This is a genomic window from Sporosarcina pasteurii (genome assembly GCF_041295575.1).
Lineage (GTDB): Bacteria > Bacillota > Bacilli > Bacillales_A > Planococcaceae > Sporosarcina > Sporosarcina pasteurii.
The window spans coordinates 2,529,561-2,546,142 of sequence record NZ_CP160452.1; the positions used below are offsets into that span (position 1 = coordinate 2,529,561).

General features: G+C 43.3%; 9 protein-coding genes, 12 tRNA genes and 3 rRNA genes. 4 read left to right on the top strand and 20 right to left on the bottom strand.

The annotated features are described in order from the left end of the window. Nucleotides 1-5: 5 nt before the first annotated feature. The 16 genes from AB1H92_RS12070 to AB1H92_RS12145 form a co-directional block, all read right to left on the bottom strand. Nucleotides 6-98, bottom strand: a tRNA-Ser gene (locus AB1H92_RS12070). A gap of 19 nt (nucleotides 99-117) precedes the next feature. Beyond that, nucleotides 118-191, bottom strand: a tRNA-Ile gene (locus AB1H92_RS12075). Nucleotides 192-198: 7 nt separating this feature from the next. Further along, nucleotides 199-272: transfer RNA gene (locus tag AB1H92_RS12080), tRNA-Met, on the bottom strand. A gap of 65 nt (nucleotides 273-337) precedes the next feature. Next, a tRNA-Ala gene (locus AB1H92_RS12085) sits at nucleotides 338-413 on the bottom strand. 6 nt (nucleotides 414-419) lie between these two features. Next, nucleotides 420-496 (bottom strand) — tRNA-Pro (locus AB1H92_RS12090). 23 nt (nucleotides 497-519) lie between these two features. Next, nucleotides 520-596, bottom strand: a tRNA-Arg gene (locus tag AB1H92_RS12095). A gap of 25 nt (nucleotides 597-621) precedes the next feature. Continuing rightward, nucleotides 622-707, bottom strand: a tRNA-Leu gene (locus tag AB1H92_RS12100). Between the two features lie 8 nt (nucleotides 708-715). Further along, nucleotides 716-790, bottom strand: a tRNA-Gly gene (locus AB1H92_RS12105). A gap of 8 nt (nucleotides 791-798) precedes the next feature. After that, nucleotides 799-880, bottom strand: a tRNA-Leu gene (locus AB1H92_RS12110). Nucleotides 881-908: 28 nt separating this feature from the next. Then, nucleotides 909-984 (bottom strand) — tRNA-Lys (locus AB1H92_RS12115). 6 nt (nucleotides 985-990) lie between these two features. Then, nucleotides 991-1,066: transfer RNA gene (locus AB1H92_RS12120), tRNA-Thr, on the bottom strand. A 15-nt stretch (nucleotides 1,067-1,081) separates the two neighbouring features. Next, nucleotides 1,082-1,157: transfer RNA gene (locus AB1H92_RS12125), tRNA-Val, on the bottom strand. 78 nt (nucleotides 1,158-1,235) lie between these two features. After that, nucleotides 1,236-1,350, bottom strand: a 5S ribosomal RNA gene (gene rrf / locus AB1H92_RS12130). Between the two features lie 139 nt (nucleotides 1,351-1,489). Next, nucleotides 1,490-4,441, bottom strand: a 23S ribosomal RNA gene (locus AB1H92_RS12135). 190 nt (nucleotides 4,442-4,631) lie between these two features. Continuing rightward, nucleotides 4,632-6,186 (bottom strand): 16S ribosomal RNA (locus AB1H92_RS12140). The 16S, 23S and 5S rRNA genes sit together here with 12 tRNA genes alongside, the layout of an rRNA operon. A gap of 320 nt (nucleotides 6,187-6,506) precedes the next feature. Beyond that, the gene (locus AB1H92_RS12145; RefSeq protein ID WP_115364150.1) at nucleotides 6,507-7,409 is read right to left on the bottom strand and encodes a DMT family transporter; all 903 of its coding nucleotides are present in this window, start codon (nucleotides 7,407-7,409) and stop codon (nucleotides 6,507-6,509) included. Nucleotides 7,410-7,568: 159 nt separating this feature from the next. On the opposite strand from AB1H92_RS12145, the gene AB1H92_RS12150 reads away from it, so the two are divergent. Further along, nucleotides 7,569-8,246 (top strand): MgtC/SapB family protein, encoded by a 678-nt coding sequence (locus AB1H92_RS12150; RefSeq protein WP_115364151.1) that lies wholly within the window; start codon nucleotides 7,569-7,571, stop codon nucleotides 8,244-8,246. Nucleotides 8,247-8,264: 18 nt separating this feature from the next. Beyond that, nucleotides 8,265-9,263 carry a cation diffusion facilitator family transporter gene (locus AB1H92_RS12155; protein WP_115362630.1) on the top strand — a complete coding sequence of 333 codons (999 nt, stop codon included), beginning with the start codon at nucleotides 8,265-8,267 and terminating at the stop codon, nucleotides 9,261-9,263. A gap of 44 nt (nucleotides 9,264-9,307) precedes the next feature. Here AB1H92_RS12155 and AB1H92_RS12160 read toward each other — a convergent pair whose 3' ends face one another. After that, nucleotides 9,308-10,471, bottom strand: coding sequence for an iron-containing alcohol dehydrogenase (locus AB1H92_RS12160; RefSeq protein WP_115362632.1), 1,164 nt, complete (start codon nucleotides 10,469-10,471; stop codon nucleotides 9,308-9,310). Nucleotides 10,472-10,654: 183 nt separating this feature from the next. Between AB1H92_RS12160 and AB1H92_RS12165 the strand changes: the two genes are divergently transcribed. Continuing rightward, a complete protein-coding gene (locus tag AB1H92_RS12165) occupies nucleotides 10,655-10,894 on the top strand; it encodes a DUF378 domain-containing protein (RefSeq protein ID WP_115362634.1) in 240 nt (79 codons plus the stop codon). A gap of 41 nt (nucleotides 10,895-10,935) precedes the next feature. Here AB1H92_RS12165 and AB1H92_RS12170 read toward each other — a convergent pair whose 3' ends face one another. From AB1H92_RS12170 to pruA, 3 genes are all read right to left on the bottom strand, one after another. Continuing rightward, entirely contained in the window at nucleotides 10,936-12,168 is a 1,233-nt protein-coding gene (locus AB1H92_RS12170; RefSeq protein ID WP_172481080.1) for a Glu/Leu/Phe/Val dehydrogenase, read from the bottom strand. A 90-nt stretch (nucleotides 12,169-12,258) separates the two neighbouring features. Then, the gene (locus tag AB1H92_RS12175) at nucleotides 12,259-13,461 is read right to left on the bottom strand and encodes an ornithine--oxo-acid transaminase (protein ID WP_115362638.1); all 1,203 of its coding nucleotides are present in this window, start codon (nucleotides 13,459-13,461) and stop codon (nucleotides 12,259-12,261) included. A 64-nt stretch (nucleotides 13,462-13,525) separates the two neighbouring features. Beyond that, a complete protein-coding gene (pruA, locus tag AB1H92_RS12180) occupies nucleotides 13,526-15,070 on the bottom strand; it encodes an L-glutamate gamma-semialdehyde dehydrogenase (RefSeq protein ID WP_115362640.1) in 1,545 nt (514 codons plus the stop codon). A 147-nt stretch (nucleotides 15,071-15,217) separates the two neighbouring features. Here pruA and AB1H92_RS12185 point away from each other — a divergent pair, with 147 nt between their 5' ends. Beyond that, nucleotides 15,218-16,528 (top strand): sigma 54-interacting transcriptional regulator, encoded by a 1,311-nt coding sequence (locus AB1H92_RS12185; RefSeq protein ID WP_115362642.1) that lies wholly within the window; start codon nucleotides 15,218-15,220, stop codon nucleotides 16,526-16,528. The last annotated feature ends 54 nt before the right edge of the window (nucleotides 16,529-16,582 follow it).

Below are 16,582 nucleotides of genomic sequence, written 5' to 3' on the forward strand. Positions count from 1 at the left end.
TAATATGGCGGAGGAAGAGGGATTCGAACCCCCGCGGGCTTTAACACCCCTGTCGGTTTTCAAGACCGATCCCTTCAGCCAGGCTTGGGTATTCCTCCATAATTAAATTTAAAGTGATGGACCTTGCAGGACTCGAACCTGCGACCGGACGGTTATGAGCCGTCTGCTCTAACCAACTGAGCTAAAGGTCCTCAGGAATGGCGGCGGAGGGAGTCGAACCCCCGACCTTACGGGTATGAACCGGACGCTCTAGCCAGCTGAGCTACGCCGCCAAGATATCATTAAGAGATTGAAGAATTATCCTTTTTCTCGAAAGGTAATACTAATTGTTTTAAATTGGTGGAGCCTAGCGGGATCGAACCGCTGACCTCCTGCGTGCAAGGCAGGCGCTCTCCCAGCTGAGCTAAGGCCCCAGGAAATGGTCGGGAAGACAGGATTCGAACCTGCGACCCCTTGGTCCCAAACCAAGTGCTCTACCAAGCTGAGCTACTTCCCGAGATTAATAAAATTAAGTTTAGTTGGCGCGCCCGACAGGAGTCGAACCCATAACCTTCTGATCCGTAGTCAGACGCTCTATCCAATTGAGCTACGGGCGCTATTTAACAACTATTAACTAACTAGTGCCGAGGACCGGAATCGAACCGGTACGGTAGAAACCTACCGCAGGATTTTAAGTCCTGTGCGTCTGCCAGTTCCGCCACCCCGGCTTAGTCAATGGAGCGGAAGACGGGATTCGAACCCGCGACCTCCACCTTGGCAAGGTGATATTCTACCACTGAACTACTTCCGCGTATAAAGTGCGGGTGAAGGGAGTCGAACCCCCACGCCCGAAGGCACTAGATCCTAAGTCTAGCGTGTCTGCCAGTTCCACCACACCCGCATATCCATTATGAAGGCAAGTCATATAATGGTGAGCCATACAGGATTCGAACCTGTGACCCTCTGATTAAAAGTCAGATGCTCTACCGACTGAGCTAATGGCTCTAAATATGGTGCCGGAGAAAGGACTTGAACCCTCAACCTACTGATTACAAGTCAGTTGCTCTACCAGTTGAGCTACTCCGGCGTTCATCAAGTGTAATGGTGGAGGATGACGGGATCGAACCGCCGACCCCCTGCTTGTAAGGCAGGTGCTCTCCCAGCTGAGCTAATCCTCCGTTTTTATAAATATAATATATGAACATCGCATGTCCATGCGTCGATTTGATATGTAATATTTCAAGTGAAAATCACAAGACTGGCAACGTCCTACTCTTGCAGGGGCTAACCCCAACTACCATCGGCGCTGAAGAGCTTAACTTCCGTGTTCGGTATGGGAACGGGTGTGACCTCTTCGCTATCGCCACCAGACTTAGCTTGTCTCAATCAACTCAAGACAATATTTATTATATCAAACTTTACAAGTTAATGCAAGCCTTTTTTGAAAGTTTTTTTGTTCTTTCAAAACTGGATAAACAAAACATTGAATACAACAAACTGCAATGTATTTAAGGATAAGTCCTCAATCGATTAGTATCCGTCAGCTGCACATGTCGCCATGCTTCCACCTCGGACCTATCAACCTCATCATCTTTGAGGGATTTTACTTACTTGCGTAATGGGAAATCTCATCTTGAGGGGGGCTTCATGCTTAGATGCTTTCAGCATTTATCCCGTCCATACGTAGCTACCCAGCTATGCCTTTGGCAAGACAACTGGTACACCAGCGGTATGTCCATCCCGGTCCTCTCGTACTAAGGACAGCTCCTCTCAAATTTCCTGCGCCCGCGACGGATAGGGACCGAACTGTCTCACGACGTTCTGAACCCAGCTCGCGTACCGCTTTAATGGGCGAACAGCCCAACCCTTGGGACCGACTACAGCCCCAGGATGCGATGAGCCGACATCGAGGTGCCAAACCTCCCCGTCGATGTGAACTCTTGGGAGAGATAAGCCTGTTATCCCCGGGGTAGCTTTTATCCGTTGAGCGATGGCCCTTCCATGCGGAACCACCGGATCACTAAGCCCGTCTTTCGACCCTGCTCGACTTGTAGGTCTCGCAGTCAAGCTCCCTTATGCCTTTGCACTCTACGAATGATGTCCAACCATTCTGAGGGAACCTTTGGGCGCCTCCGTTACTCTTTAGGAGGCGACCGCCCCAGTCAAACTGCCCGCCTGACACTGTCTCCTACCCCGCTAAGGGGCATGGGTTAGAATTCCAATACAGTCAGGGTAGTATCCCACCGATGCCTCCACCGAAGCTGGCGCTCCGGTTTCAAAGGCTCCTACCTATCCTGTACAGACTGCATCAGAATTCAATATCAGGTTGCAGTAAAGCTCCACGGGGTCTTTCCGTCCTGTCGCGGGTAACCTGCATCTTCACAGGTACTATAATTTCACCGAGTCTCTCGTTGAGACAGTGCCCAGATCGTTACGCCTTTCGTGCGGGTCGGAACTTACCCGACAAGGAATTTCGCTACCTTAGGACCGTTATAGTTACGGCCGCCGTTTACTGGGGCTTCGGTTCAAAGCTTCGCTTGCGCTAACCTCTCCCCTTAACCTTCCAGCACCGGGCAGGCGTCAGCCCCTATACGTCACCTTACGGTTTTGCAGAGACCTGTGTTTTTGCTAAACAGTCGCCTGGGCCTATTCACTGCGGCTCTCTCGGGCTTTAACACCCTATCAGAGCACCCCTTCTCCCGAAGTTACGGGGTCATTTTGCCGAGTTCCTTAACGAGAGTTCTCTCGATCACCTTAGGATTCTCTCCTCGCCTACCTGTGTCGGTTTGCGGTACGGGCACCTCCCGCCTCGTTAGAGGCTTTTCTTGGCAGCGTGAAATCAGGGACTCCGGGGAAAATTCCCCTTGCTATCACAGCTCAATGTTATAGAAACGGGATTTGCCTCGTTTCACACCTTACTGCTTAGACGCACATTACCAACCGTGCGCTCACCCTATCCTACTGCGTCCCCCCATTACTCAAACGGCGGGGAGGTGGTACAGGAATATCAACCTGTTGTCCATCGTCTACGCCTTTCGGCCTCGACTTAGGTCCCGACTAACCCTGAGCGGACGAGCCTTCCTCAGGAAACCTTAGGCATTCGGTGGAAGGGATTCTCACCCTTCTTTCGCTACTCATACCGGCATTCTCACTTCTAGGCGCTCCACTAGTCCTTACAGTCTAGCTTCGACGCCCCTAGAACGCTCTCCTACCACTGACACCAAAGGTGTCAATCCACAGTTTCGGTGATTCGTTTAGCCCCGGTACATTTTCGGCGCAGCGCCACTCGACCAGTGAGCTATTACGCACTCTTTAAATGGTGGCTGCTTCTAAGCCAACATCCTGGTTGTCTGGGCAACGCCACATCCTTTTCCACTTAACGAATACTTGGGGACCTTAACTGGTGGTCTGGGTTGTTTCCCTCTCGACTACGAATCTTATCACCCGCAGTCTGACTCCCAAACAAAAATCATCGGCATTCGGAGTTTGTCTGAATTCGGTAACCCGGGATGGGCCCCTAGTCCAAACAGTGCTCTACCTCCGAGATTCTAACGTTTGAGGCTAGCCCTAAAGCTATTTCGGAGAGAACCAGCTATCTCCAGGTTCGATTGGAATTTCACCGCTACCCACACCTCATCCCCGCATTTTTCAACATACGTGGGTTCGGGCCTCCAGTAAGTGTTACCTTACCTTCACCCTGGACATGGGTAGATCACCTGGTTTCGGGTCTACGACTATATACTAAAACGCCCTATTCAGACTCGCTTTCGCTGCGGCTCCGCATTCTCTGCTTAACCTTGCATGTAATCAGTAACTCGCCGGTTCATTCTACAAAAGGCACGCCATCACTCAGCTTGTTTCCGAAGAAACAGCATCGAGCTCTGACTACTTGTAGGCACACGGTTTCAGGATCTATTTCACTCCCCTTCCGGGGTGCTTTTCACCTTTCCCTCACGGTACTGGTTCACTATCGGTCACTAGGAAGTATTTAGCCTTGGGAGATGGTCCTCCCGGATTCCAACGGAATTTCACGTGTTCCGTCGTACTCAGGATCCACTCTGGAGAGAATACACTTTTGATTACGGGGCTATTACCCACTATGGCAGACCTTTCCAGGTCGCTTCATCTAATGCATTCCTTTGTAACTCCGTATAGAGTGTCCTACAACCCCAGGAAGCAAGCTTCCTGGTTTGGGCTGTTCCCGTTTCGCTCGCCGCTACTCAGGGAATCGATTTTCTTTCTCTTCCTCCGGGTACTTAGATGTTTCAGTTCTCCGGGTGTGCCTCATATACGCTATGTATTCACGTATATGTACTGTTCCATTACGAACAGTGGGTTTCCCCATTCGGAAATCTCTGGATCAAAGCTTACTTACAGCTCCCCAGAGCATATCGGTGTTAGTGCCGTCCTTCATAGGCTCCTAGTGCCAAGGCATCCGCCGTGCGCCCTTTCTAACTTAACCTTAAAACCAACGTTGTATAGCGATATACAACAATTGATTCATACATTACTACATTTGTGTTTATTTCAATGTCGTTTTATCCAGTTTTCAAAGAACAAGTAATGAAAGTTCAAATGAATGAACCCTCAAAACTGAACGCAAAACGTCAAGTTGAAGAGAACTTTCTCTTCATTCCGTTAAATATCCTTAGAAAGGAGGTGATCCAGCCGCACCTTCCGATACGGCTACCTTGTTACGACTTCACCCCAATCATCTGTCCCACCTTCGGCGGCTGGCTCCCAAAAGGGTTACCCCACCGACTTCGGGTGTTACAAACTCTCGTGGTGTGACGGGCGGTGTGTACAAGACCCGGGAACGTATTCACCGTGGCATGCTGATCCACGATTACTAGCGATTCCTGCTTCATGCAGGCGAGTTGCAGCCTGCAATCCGAACTGGGAACGGTTTTATGGGATTAGCTCCCCCTCGCGGGTTGGCAACCCTCTGTACCGTCCATTGTAGCACGTGTGTAGCCCAGGTCATAAGGGGCATGATGATTTGACGTCATCCCCACCTTCCTCCGGTTTGTCACCGGCAGTCACCTTAGAGTGCCCAACTGAATGCTGGCAACTAAGGTCAAGGGTTGCGCTCGTTACGGGACTTAACCCAACATCTCACGACACGAGCTGACGACAACCATGCACCACCTGTCACCGCTGTCCCCGAAGGGAAAGGTATATCTCTATACCGGTCAGCGGGATGTCAAGACCTGGTAAGGTTCTTCGCGTAGCTTCGAATTAAACCACATGCTCCACCGCTTGTGCGGGTCCCCGTCAATTCCTTTGAGTTTCAGCCTTGCGGCCGTACTCCCCAGGCGGAGTGCTTAATGCGTTTGCTCCAGCACTAAGGGGCGGAAACCCCCTAACACTTAGCACTCATCGTTTACGGCATGGACTACCAGGGTATCTAATCCTGTTTGCTCCCCATGCTTTCGCGCCTCAGCGTCAGTTACAGACCAGAAAGCCGCCTTCGCCACTGGTGTTCCTCCACATCTCTACGCATTTCACCGCTACACGTGGAATTCCGCTTTCCTCTTCTGTACTCAAGCCTTCCAGTTTCCAATGACCTTCCACGGTTAAGCCGTGGGCTTTCACATCAGACTTAAAAGGCCGCCTGCGCGCGCTTTACGCCCAATAATTCCGGACAACGCTTGCCACCTACGTATTACCGCGGCTGCTGGCACGTAGTTAGCCGTGGCTTTCTAATGAGGTACCGTCAAGGTACAGGCAGTTACTCCTGTACTTGTTCTTCCCTCACAACAGAGCTTTACGATCCGAAAACCTTCTTCGCTCACGCGGCGTTGCTCCATCAGACTTTCGTCCATTGTGGAAGATTCCCTACTGCTGCCTCCCGTAGGAGTCTGGGCCGTGTCTCAGTCCCAGTGTGGCCGATCACCCTCTCAGGTCGGCTACGCATCGTCGCCTTGGTAAGCCGTTACCTCACCAACTAGCTAATGCGCCGCGGGCCCATCCTGCAGTGACAGCATAGCCGTCTTTCAGAGTTCCTTCATGCGAAAGAACTGATTATTCGGTATTAGCCCCGGTTTCCCGGAGTTATCCCCAACTGCAGGGCAGGTTGCCCACGTGTTACTCACCCATCCGCCGCTAACAAAGGAAGAAACAAGTTTCTTCCTTTGTTCGCTCGACTTGCATGTATTAGGCACGCCGCCAGCGTTCGTCCTGAGCCAGGATCAAACTCTCCATAATAGAGAAATTCGATTAGCTCGATTTCTTTGCTGGCATCATTAAGATGTCCAATTTCGAATCCAAAGATTCGTTTCCTACAAACCAACAAGTTGATTTGTAGTTGTTATATCTTGACGTTTTGCTGTTCAGTTTTCAAGGTTCATACTTGTTGATTAGATGGCTCACTTTCGAGCCTGTCGCCCGAAGCGACTTCTCTAATATATCAAATCCTCATTTCTTTGTCAACAACTTTTTTAAGAAAGTTTTTTAAAAGCTTTTCGTTTAAGTTGTGACGTCGTCCTGAAGACAAGTATTAATATACACCAAACAGCAATTATAAATCAAGTCTTTTTATGAAGTTTAAGTTTTCTAAACATTCGAGGGTCTACGATAAACAGCAAGATCCCCATTATAACAACGATTCCACCAGTAATTTGGCTAACACTTAGTGTTTCGTGGAACACATAATAAGCTAAAATAGATGCACCAACAGGTTCTAAAAGGATTGCAATAGAGATAACGTTTGTACTTACCCACTTTAAAGCCCAATTAAATAATGTATGACCTAACAAGTTCGGTATAAGTGCCAGCATAATAAACCAAAACCAATCCGCACTTGGATGAGGTCCTAAAGATTCTCCTTTAATAATTACATATATAAATAGAGTTATTGTACTGATTGAGTAGACAACAAACGTATATGTAATGAGAGAGATTCTTTTTCTTACATCTTGACCGAATAAAAGATAAGCAGTAATAAACGCGCAACCGATTAGCGCTAATATGTCACCATATAATGCAGTACCACTCACCTTAAAATCTCCCCAACTAATAATGACGCTACCTGTAATTGCAATAATAGCTGACAATATAGCTTTAAATGAAACTTTTTCTTTAAAGAAAAAATATGTACCGGCAAAAGCAAAAATTGGTTGCAGCGTAACAAGTACTGTTGAACTTGCTACCGATGTATAATTTAGCGACTCAAACCAAAATATAAAATGGAAAGCCAATAATACACCAGCGACTAATGAATAGATCCAATCCTTTCGTTTTAAAAAAGATATTTCCCATCTATATTTTAAAAGAAATACGGGCAACATTAATAGTACTGAAAATAACATCCTATAAAATGCAATCACTCCGGCATCTGCTGTAGCTAACTTCACAAAGATAGCAGAAAGCGCGACCGATATCACACCTATTATGATTGGAATATAAGGATGAACCGCGGGTCTTTCCATAAAAAACACTTCTCCTTCAAATATCATGTTAGTTTTTCCTTTTATTCGGAAATACGATATCTAGTATACCATTTTAGATTTAAGAAGAAACTATAACATGTGAAAGGAGAATTGCGGTTGATAGGGCTTATTAGCGAAACGATTTATCTAGATGCATTAATGAAAATTATCATCGCATTAGCTTTAAGTTTAATCATCGGTGTGGAGAGAGAGATTAAGAAGAAACCAATAGGGTTTAAAACGAGTGCTGTAATAGCAACGTTTAGCTGTCTACTGACGATTATTTCTATTGAGGCTGCATATCTCGTTCCCGCACGAACTGATATTAACGTTACGATGGACCCTCTTCGTTTAGCAGCACAAATCGTAAGTGGCGTCGGATTTCTTGGAGCTGGAGCAATATTACGAAAGGATAATGACAATATAACGGGTCTCACGACGGCCGCAATGATTTGGGGAGCGGCTAGCATTGGGATTGCAGTTGGTGCCGGCTTCTATATAGAGGCTGCATTTGCAGTACTGAGTGTGATGCTAGTCATTGAAGTTCTTGCGCCTATTTTATCAAAGCTCGGCCCGAAAAGACTTCGGCAAAAAGAAGCAGCATTTACCATCATATTATTGGATAGCAATAATATCGATAATCTTATTCAATACCTTGAATCTGACAAAATGTTTATCGAGAATTTAAGAATTAAACAACTGTTACTAAACGAACAAGTAAGTCATAAACTATTTTTCCGAATCTCTACTGTGCCTAAAAAAACAACATCACAATTATATCAAGAATTAATTGAACTACCTTATGTACATTCAGTTGAAATAGAGTTCTTTTCATAAATGGAGGATTAGATTAATATGAAAGACATTTTACAACTTTTGAAAGAAGGAAATAAACCTTCCTTATTAGCAGCCGTCGTCAACACAATTATCGCTGCATTAAAGGGAATCGCGTTTTTCTTTACCGGGAATGTTGCTATGTTCGCGGAAACCATGCACTCACTTGGAGATGCCGCCAATCAGTATTTTGTTTTTATTGGATCAGCTTTATCAAGAAAAGCACCTACACCAAAATTTCCAAACGGTTTTGGTCGAGTCGTGAACTTAGTCTGTCTCGGTGCGGTGATTGTCGTGGCGATTATGTCTTATGAAGCCATCAAAGAAGGTTGGCATCATATTCTAAATCCTACTGAATCGAGCGGGTTTCTCATTAATCTTTCTGTACTAGGAATAGCAATTATACTGGAGTTCGTTGTCCTCTATAAAGCAGGGAAGGAAATTTTGCATGAGGTAGGGATAGATAAAGGTGGGCTTGCGCCTATTACGACTAGCTTTCTTCATTTAAATAAAGCAAAACCGCCAACTAAGTTAGTCTTTATGGAAGACCTCGTCGCAACATTAGGAGGCGTACTTGCTTTTACCGCTGTTCTTATTGCTCACTTTTTTGGTTTACTAGCAGCAGAAGGAATTGCTTCTATATTAATTGGTTTAATGATGTTCTACGTTGTCGGTAAAATATTTTTGGAAAATGCGAAAGGTGCAATAGGTGAAACAGACGAAGAAATGCTTGACCATATCGCGCGCATCGTTGCAGCAGATGAAGATGTCAAAGATATTCAACGTTTAGAAGTTGTAAAAGAGGGTGAATTCCTCCACGTTGAAGTTGTGTTGGAAGTGACAGCTTCTCATACGGTCTCATACGTAGACGACATTCGCGATAGACTGATGAAAATTATTCTAAATCAAAAAGGAGTTCAAGACGTTATCATTTCTTTTGATGAAGATGATGGCGTCCGTACTTGGACAGAATCGAACAAAAGCAACAATAATGACAATTCCTCCAAGTTCCCTGAATAAAACGTATGCGTCGCGCTTAGAATCTAGCGTGACGCATACGTTTTTTACAATGCAACTCTTAAAATTTCTTCTACATCTTCTCTACCGATTTTACTAAACCTACCTATCTTACCATTCACTGTTACTTTTTCAGCCATTAGACTAATTTTAGAATCGTCAATACCGTAATACGCTAGCCTTTCTGGTGCCCCAAGGGAAGACCAAAATGCACTTAAGCGGTTAATCCCTTCGAAAGCAATTTCTTCCGTTGTTTTTCCTTCAGGATTCACACCGAAAACATTTTTTGCGAACTTCGCAAAACGATCCGGATTCACATGTACGTTATAACGCATCCAATGCGGGAATAATATTGCGAGTCCGCCAGCATGTGGAATGTCATATACCGCTGAAACGGCATGTTCTATTTCATGTGTCGCCCAATCTCCTTGATAACCAAGGCGTAAAAATCCATTTAACCCTAATGTACCTGCTAAGAGAATTGTCTTTCTTAATTCGTAGTTGTCTAAGTCCTCTACCAGTTTCGGTGCGTCTTCAATAATTGCTCGCAAAACGCCTTCACACATTTCATCCTGGATTGGCGTATTTGACGCTTCATTAAAATATTGTTCAAAAATATGGGACATCATATCAACAATCCCATAAATCGTTTGGTCTTTCGGAACAGATAACGTATATGTTGGATCTAAGATGGAAAACTTCGGGAAATTAAACGGACTTCCCCATCCGTATTTTTCTTGTGTTTCTTCATTTGTAATAACAGACCCAGCGTTCATCTCCGAACCTGTTGCCGCCAAAGTCAATACGGTCCCAAATGGCAAGGCATCTGTTGGTTTTGCTTTTCGAGTAACGAAATCCCAAGGATCTCCATCATATTTCGCTGCACAAGCAATAAGTTTTGTACAGTCAATGACTGATCCACCGCCTACCGCAAGGATGACGTTAATGTCTTCCTCCTTACAAATCGCTGCACCTTTTCTTGCTGCAGATACGCGAGGATTTGGTTCAACCCCTGAAAATTCATGTACTTCCATTCCAACTTCTTGTAAAACCGCCATCAACTCATCGTATAAGCCGTTTTTCTTAATACTTCCGCCACCATAGACAACGAGCACTTTCTTCCCGTACGTTGGTAACTCTTCTGCTAACTTTGATAACTGTCCTTTTCCAAAAATTAATTTAACTGGATTATAAAATGTGAAATCATTCATCTTCAACCATTCCTCCCATTTCATCTTTCATTATCAATAAAAACAGAAGTGAATGCAATCACTTAGTAGTATGCGCGAATATACATACTCACTTACATGGCTTGTATCCAATATAATTTCATTTTTCAGCGAGATGTATGTTCATTGTACAATTGGGCATAATAATAACGGAGGTGTCTATCTATGGGAACGATGCATAGAATTGCGCTCGCACTGGCAATTATTGGTGCTTTAAACTGGGGAGTTGCAGGATTTTTTCGTTTTGATGTTGTTGCACAACTAGCTGGCGGATCCGCTGAACCGATTGCAAGACTTATTTATATCTTAATTGGTATTTCCGGCCTTATTATCTTAGGTTTACTTTTTGACGAACGGCGTGATCGGGATAAGATAGAACATAGAACGCCAAAAACCGAAATTTAAAAAACATCTCCCGATAATCGGGAGATGTTTTAGTGGTCGGTTTATGCCCAGCCACGGAAACGAGATGCTTCCGCTGTTGCACGAACTCCTACCATATAAGCAGCTAAACGCATATCGATATTTCGAGTGGTTGCTGTCGTGTAAACATTATTAAACGCGTCAACCATTTTAGCTGTTAATTTTTCACGTACTTCATCTTCTGTCCAATAGTAGCCCATGTTGTTCTGTACCCACTCGAAGTAAGATACAGTAACGCCACCTGCACTTGCTAATACGTCTGGTACTAGAAGAATACCGCGCTCAGTAAGTATTTGTGTAGCTTCTGCTGTTGTCGGACCATTTGCCGCTTCAACAACGATGCTCGCTTTAATATTATGTGCATTTTCCTCAGTAATCTGGTTAGCAATTGCTGCTGGAACGATAATATCACAATCAAGCTCGAATAATTCTTTGTTTGTAATTGTATCTTCGAAAAGAGTTGTTACTGTTCCGAAGCTATCGCGACGGTCTAGTAAATAATCAATGTCTAATCCATCTGGATCATGGAGTGCACCATATGCATCTGAAATCCCGACGATTTTCGCACCTGCATCATGAAGGAATTTAGATAGGAAACTACCTGCGTTTCCGAATCCTTGAATCACGACACGAGCACCTTTCATATCGATGCCACGTTTTTTCGCAGCTTCTTCGATAACAATTGTTACACCTTCTGCTGTCGCACGATCACGGCCCTGAGACCCTCCAAGAACAATCGGTTTACCTGTTATAAAGCCTGGTGAGTTAAATTCGTCAATTCGACTATACTCATCCATCATCCATGCCATAATTTGAGCATTTGTAAACACGTCAGGAGCAGGAATGTCTTTCGCAGGTCCCATTACTTGACTCAATGCACGAACATATCCACGGCTTAAACGTTCTAGTTCGCCCATAGACATTTCTCGTGGGTCACAAATAACAGCACCTTTTCCTCCGCCATAAGGTAGGTTAACAATACCGCACTTTAACGTCATCCACATTGCAAGAGCTTTCACTTCAACAGCGTCAACTTCTGGGTGGAAACGAACACCGCCTTTAAGCGGACCAACAGCATCGTTATGTTGGCCACGGAATCCAGTAAACACTTTCACTTTACCGTCATCCATACGAACCGGAATTCGTACTTCCATCATGCGGAGTGGCTCTTTCAAAAGTTCATACATACCTTCATCGTAACCAAGTTTATCAAGTGCCTCTTTAATGACATCCTGTGTGGACGTGAGCAGCTGCATATTATCAGTCAATTGTTATTTCGCCTCTTTGAATAAATTTTTTCTTCGCAACTATTGTATCATATCGCGATTTTCGTTCAAACTAATTTGTCATGAATTAAAGACTTTTTTAATTCTTTCTAGTGCCCAATCAATCTCTTCTTTTTTAATAACAAGTGGTGGAGCAAATCGAATCACCGTATCATGTGTTTCTTTACATAAAAGCCCTAATTTTTTTAACTGTTCACAATAAGGACGAGCTTCTTCATGTAGTTCAACACCGATAAATAAACCACGACCGCGGACTTCCTTAATAGATGGATGTTCGATTTTACGTAACTCTTCCATAAAGTAGTTACCTAGTTCAATAGAATTATCCGCAAGTTTTTCATCCTCAAGCACTTCTAATGAAGCAATGGATACTGCACAAGCCATTGGATTTCCACCGAAAGTTGACCCATGAGACCCTGGGTTGAATACGCCTAAAATATCTTCGTTTGCGACGACACAAGAAATTGGGAATACGCCGCCTCCTAATGCTTTACCTAAAACATACATATCAGGCTCCACTTCTTCCCAATCACAAGCAAACATTTTACCTGTTCTGCAAAGACCTGCTTGAATTTCATCAGCAATAAATAAAACATTATGTTTTTTACATAACTCGCTAGCAGCCTTCAAGAAACCTTTTGGAGGGATTAAAATACCAGCTTCACCTTGAATTGGTTCAATTAGAAATGCAGCAGTGTTTGGTGTAATTGCCGCTTCAAGCGCTTCAATATCTCCAAATGGAACATGTTTAATTCCAGGTAACATCGGGCCAAAGCCACGCTGATACTCAGCTTCTGATGACAACGAAACCGCAGTCATTGTTCGACCGTGGAAGTTTCCATTACAAGCAATGATTTCAGCTTGTCCGTCTTGTACACCTTTTACGTCATAAGCCCAACGACGTGCAGTTTTAATAGCTGTTTCAACAGCTTCAGCACCTGTATTCATTGGAAGCGCCATATCTTTTCCTGATAACTGACAAATTTTTTCGTACCATGGGCCAAGCTGATCATTGTGGAAAGCACGTGAAGTAAGCGTTACACGATCTGCTTGTTCCTTTAAAGCATCAATGATTTTAGGATGGCGATGTCCTTGGTTCACTGCAGAATATGCAGCTAACATATCCATGTATTTATTGCCCTCAGGATCTGATACCCAAACCCCTTCCGCTTCGGATATTACAATCGGCAGCGGATGATAGTTATTAGCTCCAAATTTTTCTGTTTGAGAAATATTACCTTCTGTTACTGATGTTACTGACATTTAAAATCCCTCCCCCGTATTAATTAGCAGACTACTTTAGACGGTAGTCTGCCAATTTCTATTATTATAGCATTTCTGAAGTTGTTTTGCCTTGCATATGAAGCTGTAAGTAATCTGGTCCTCCAGCTTTTGAATCTGTACCTGACATATTAAAGCCACCAAACGGATGGTAACCTACAATTGCACCTGTACATCCGCGATTGAAGTATAAGTTTCCAACGTGGAAATCTTCACGTGCTTGTTCAATATGTTCACGGTTGTTTGTAATGACTGCGCCAGTTAGACCGTAATCTGTGTTATTTGCAATTTCGATTGCTTCATCGAAATCCTTCGCTTTTGTAATTCCAACAACTGGGCCAAAAATTTCTTCTTGCATTAAACGAGCATCCGGCGCTAAATCTGCGAATACTGTCGGTGCAACGAAGAATCCTTTGGAATCGTCTCCTACTCCACCTGCAACAAGACGACCTTCTTCTTTACCAATTTCGATATAGCTCATAATTTTATCGTAAGAAGCTTGGTCAATTACTGGACCTGTGAATGATTGATTATCAATTGGATCGCCGTATGTCGTTTCTTTCGCCAGTTTTTCAACTCGTTCAACAACCTCATCATACACATCTTCATGAATGACAGCACGTGAACAAGCAGAACACTTCTGTCCGCTGAAACCAAATGCTGATTTAACAATAGCTTCAGCAGCTAAGTCTAAATCTGCATCGTTATCAACTACGATTGTGTCTTTACCGCCCATTTCTGCAATTACACGTTTCAGCCAAATTTGTCCTTCGTTTACAATAGCTGCGCGCTCATAAATGCGCGTTCCAACTTCGCGTGAACCTGTGAATGAAACAAAACGTGTTCTTGGGTGGTCAACGATATAGTCACCGATTTCAGAACCTGAACCAGGGATAAAGTTTACTACGCCTGCTGGCATTCCTGCTTCTTCAAGTACTTCGATAAATTTGTAAGCAACGACTGGCGTTGTCGAAGCTGGTTTTAGTAATACAGTGTTACCCGTTACTAGCGCAGCTGCAGTTGTACCAGCCATAATTGCAAAAGCAAAGTTCCATGGTGAAATAACAACGCCAACGCCTAGTGGGATGTAGTGGAATTGGTTATATTCGCCAGGACGGCTTTCAACGTGCATACCTTCTTTCAATTGAAGCATTTGACGAGCATAATACTCTAAGAAGTCAATTCCTTCAGCAGTATCTGCATCCGCTTCGTGCCATGGTTTTCCTGCTTCTTTAACTAGAAGTGCTGAAAACTCATGTTTACGACGACGAACAATCGCAGCCGCTTTGAATAAAACATCTGCACGGAATTCAGGCTTCATTTTTCTCCACGTGTTAAACGTTTCATCTGCAACGTTCATTGCTTTTTCAGCCAGATCTCTGCTCGCTTTTGATACGCGACCAATTGTTTCTTCTTTATTTGCCGGGTTAAACGAGACAAGTTTGTCTTCTGTCATAATACGTTCTCCGCCAATGATTAATGGATAGTCTTGTCCAAGATATCCTTCAATTGTTTTAAATCCTTCAAGTAAAGCTTGTTCATTTTCCTTCTTGGTGAAATCTGTAAATGGTTCGTGTTTGTATGGAATCAATGTATTTATCCTCCTTTTAATAGAACACTAGACGCAAAAAATATTTGCACTTTGGTTTCGCTTACATATATAATAATGCAAAAGATCATTGCTAATTTCAAGTATTTTTAACTATTTGTTCAAATAAATGATTGGACGGTGGGATTTTTGCAGAAAAGCATAGACTTTCTATATCCTTTTTACATATTCGCAGTCGAACAAGCAGGTGTTGGTATTCATGCAATTGATAAACAAGGAAAAACGATTATTTACAATAAAAAAATGAAGCAAATCGAAGGGTTGGCATTGGAAGATATTCAAGATCGAACAATCGTTGAATTATTTAACTTTGAACACGATGAAAGTACACTACTAAAAGTTTTACAAAGCGGGAAAGAATTATTGAATGTGAAACAAACATACTGGAATCGTAACGGAATTCAAATTACAACAATTAATGATACGTATCCGATTTTTGATCAGGGTAAGCTCATCGGTGCGGTGGAACTCTCTCAAGATATTACTGCACTAGAAAATCTTTTACATCAACCGGTTCATCAAAGTCAGGACCTCACAACGTTTAGCCAATTAACTGCAGCTTCTAATTCGATGAAAACAGTGATTGCTACAGCTAAAAAAGCTGCGGAAGCTAAACTACCCGTGTTATTAATTGGTGAAGCTGGCACTGGTAAAGATTTACTTGCACAATGTATTCATAGCGAGTTATCACTTAAAAATGATTATTTTTACACGCTTCATTGTCAGAACTCCGATTCACTTACGATTAATCGGTTATATGAAACGTTAACGAATGATGAATCATTGACACTTTTTTGTGAACGTATTGATTTATTGACAATGCCTTTACAACAAAAACTGTTGGATATTTTAACAAAAAAAGAGTGGAAAAACTTACAGTTTATCGCCAGTATCGGGGATGATCCTGTTGACTTAATTGCTTCAGGGGTACTACTCAAAGATTTATATTATTTCTTTGCATCGTTCGCAATTCAAATTCCTCCACTTAGAAAACGCAAAAAAGACATTATGCCTTTTATTGACGCTTATTTAACAAAAAGGAGCGCACAATATAAAAGCAGTTTAGCAGGTGTTACACCTGAAATTGAAAAGATTTTCAATCACTATCATTGGCCAGGAAATATGCGAGAACTGGAGTTTTTACTCGATGAAATCACTTCTCTCGCCACGACAGAAACAATGATTACTTATGAAATGCTTCCATTACATTTCCGACTTAAAAATGGGGATTTAAATGATGATACGATTGGGTTCGAAGATTTTATCGTTCAACGAGATAAAGACTTATTATCTCTTGACCAATATTTAAGAGAGGCCGAAGCTTATTATGTTGAAAAAGCCTTGAAGTTATATGAGGGAAACATTACAAAAACTGCTCAAGCACTTGGCATGAGCAGACAAAGTTTGCAATATCGTTTACGCAAAATTAAAGAGTCATGAATGGGTAATTTACAACTACTAAAAGCTGATGGCGGCGTAGTACCGCAACAGGCA

Excerpts from the sequence above, each read along its gene's own strand:
- AB1H92_RS12145 (WP_115364150.1), bottom strand. The coding sequence starts at position 7,409 with ATGGAAAGACCCGCGGTTCATCCTTATATTCCAATCATAATAGGTGTG.
- AB1H92_RS12150 (WP_115364151.1), top strand. The coding sequence starts at position 7,569 with ATGAAAATTATCATCGCATTAGCTTTAAGTTTAATCATCGGTGTGGAG.
- AB1H92_RS12155 (WP_115362630.1), top strand. The coding sequence starts at position 8,265 with ATGAAAGACATTTTACAACTTTTGAAAGAAGGAAATAAACCTTCCTTA.
- AB1H92_RS12160 (WP_115362632.1), bottom strand. The coding sequence starts at position 10,471 with ATGAATGATTTCACATTTTATAATCCAGTTAAATTAATTTTTGGAAAA.
- AB1H92_RS12165 (WP_115362634.1), top strand. The coding sequence starts at position 10,655 with ATGGGAACGATGCATAGAATTGCGCTCGCACTGGCAATTATTGGTGCT.
- AB1H92_RS12170 (WP_172481080.1), bottom strand. The coding sequence starts at position 12,168 with ATGCAGCTGCTCACGTCCACACAGGATGTCATTAAAGAGGCACTTGAT.
- AB1H92_RS12175 (WP_115362638.1), bottom strand. The coding sequence starts at position 13,461 with ATGTCAGTAACATCAGTAACAGAAGGTAATATTTCTCAAACAGAAAAA.